The sequence below is a fragment of the Actinomyces sp. S6-Spd3 genome, assembly GCF_000758755.1.
Taxonomy (GTDB): Bacteria; Actinomycetota; Actinomycetes; order Actinomycetales; family Actinomycetaceae; genus Pauljensenia.
Genome location: NZ_JRMV01000228.1, coordinates 1 through 730, shown reverse-complemented (window position 1 = coordinate 730; position 730 = coordinate 1). Strand labels below are relative to the sequence as shown.

The 730-nt window shown below is 50.8% G+C and carries 1 protein-coding gene; it reads right to left on the bottom strand.

The features are described 5' to 3' along the window. Positions 1–583: ABC transporter ATP-binding protein (locus HMPREF1627_RS01895; RefSeq protein WP_034500649.1), on the bottom strand; the 583-nt coding region annotated here is incomplete at its 3' end. Between the last annotated feature and the right edge of the window lie 147 nt (positions 584–730).

Genomic DNA, 730 nt, shown 5'->3' with positions numbered 1-730 from the left:
CACGTGCCAGCTGCTTTGAGTGCGTAACAGCGATGACGCACTTTCCTTGCTCGTGGGCAAGATTGCGCAGGATAGCCACCATTTCGCTAGCGGTGTCGCCATCGAGGTTGCCGGTAGGTTCGTCGGCAAGAATGATGGGCGATTTTGCGGCCAGTGCGCGCGCAATAGCAACTCGCTGTTGCTGCCCACCAGAAAGCTGCATCACGTTACGGTTCGCTTCTTCCTCAGAAATACCTAGCTCCAAAAGCGAATCAACTTTCGCCTTCGAATCCACCAGGCGAACATTCTCCAGCGGAGTCAAATAGTCAATCAGATTGTAATTCTGAAACACCAAAGCAATGTTGTGCTGCCGGTGGTGCGTGTAGCCGCGCTTAGCAATGTCTTCGCCATCCATCGAAATGGTTCCTTGGGTGGGAGCATCAAGGCCCGCCAACAAGCTAAGTAGCGTTGACTTACCAGTTCCAGAGTTGCCAATAATGGCGTAGAAGTTCCCGGACTCAAACTCAACACTGATGTTGTCGAGGACATTCTTCTGTCCGGCCAAGTAGTTAAAAGATACGTTTTCAAGTTTTAGCGTGGTCATGGAAATCTTCCTATTTTGTAAGTGAAAAGTAGTGGGCGAGGGGTTAGCTCATTTTGGCCAAAATCCGTTTAGGTGGAAGCCGCAAGATCGGGAGAATCGCGATAAGCAAGGCCGCCAGCACAATGGCGATGATTCCACCAAAAGCTG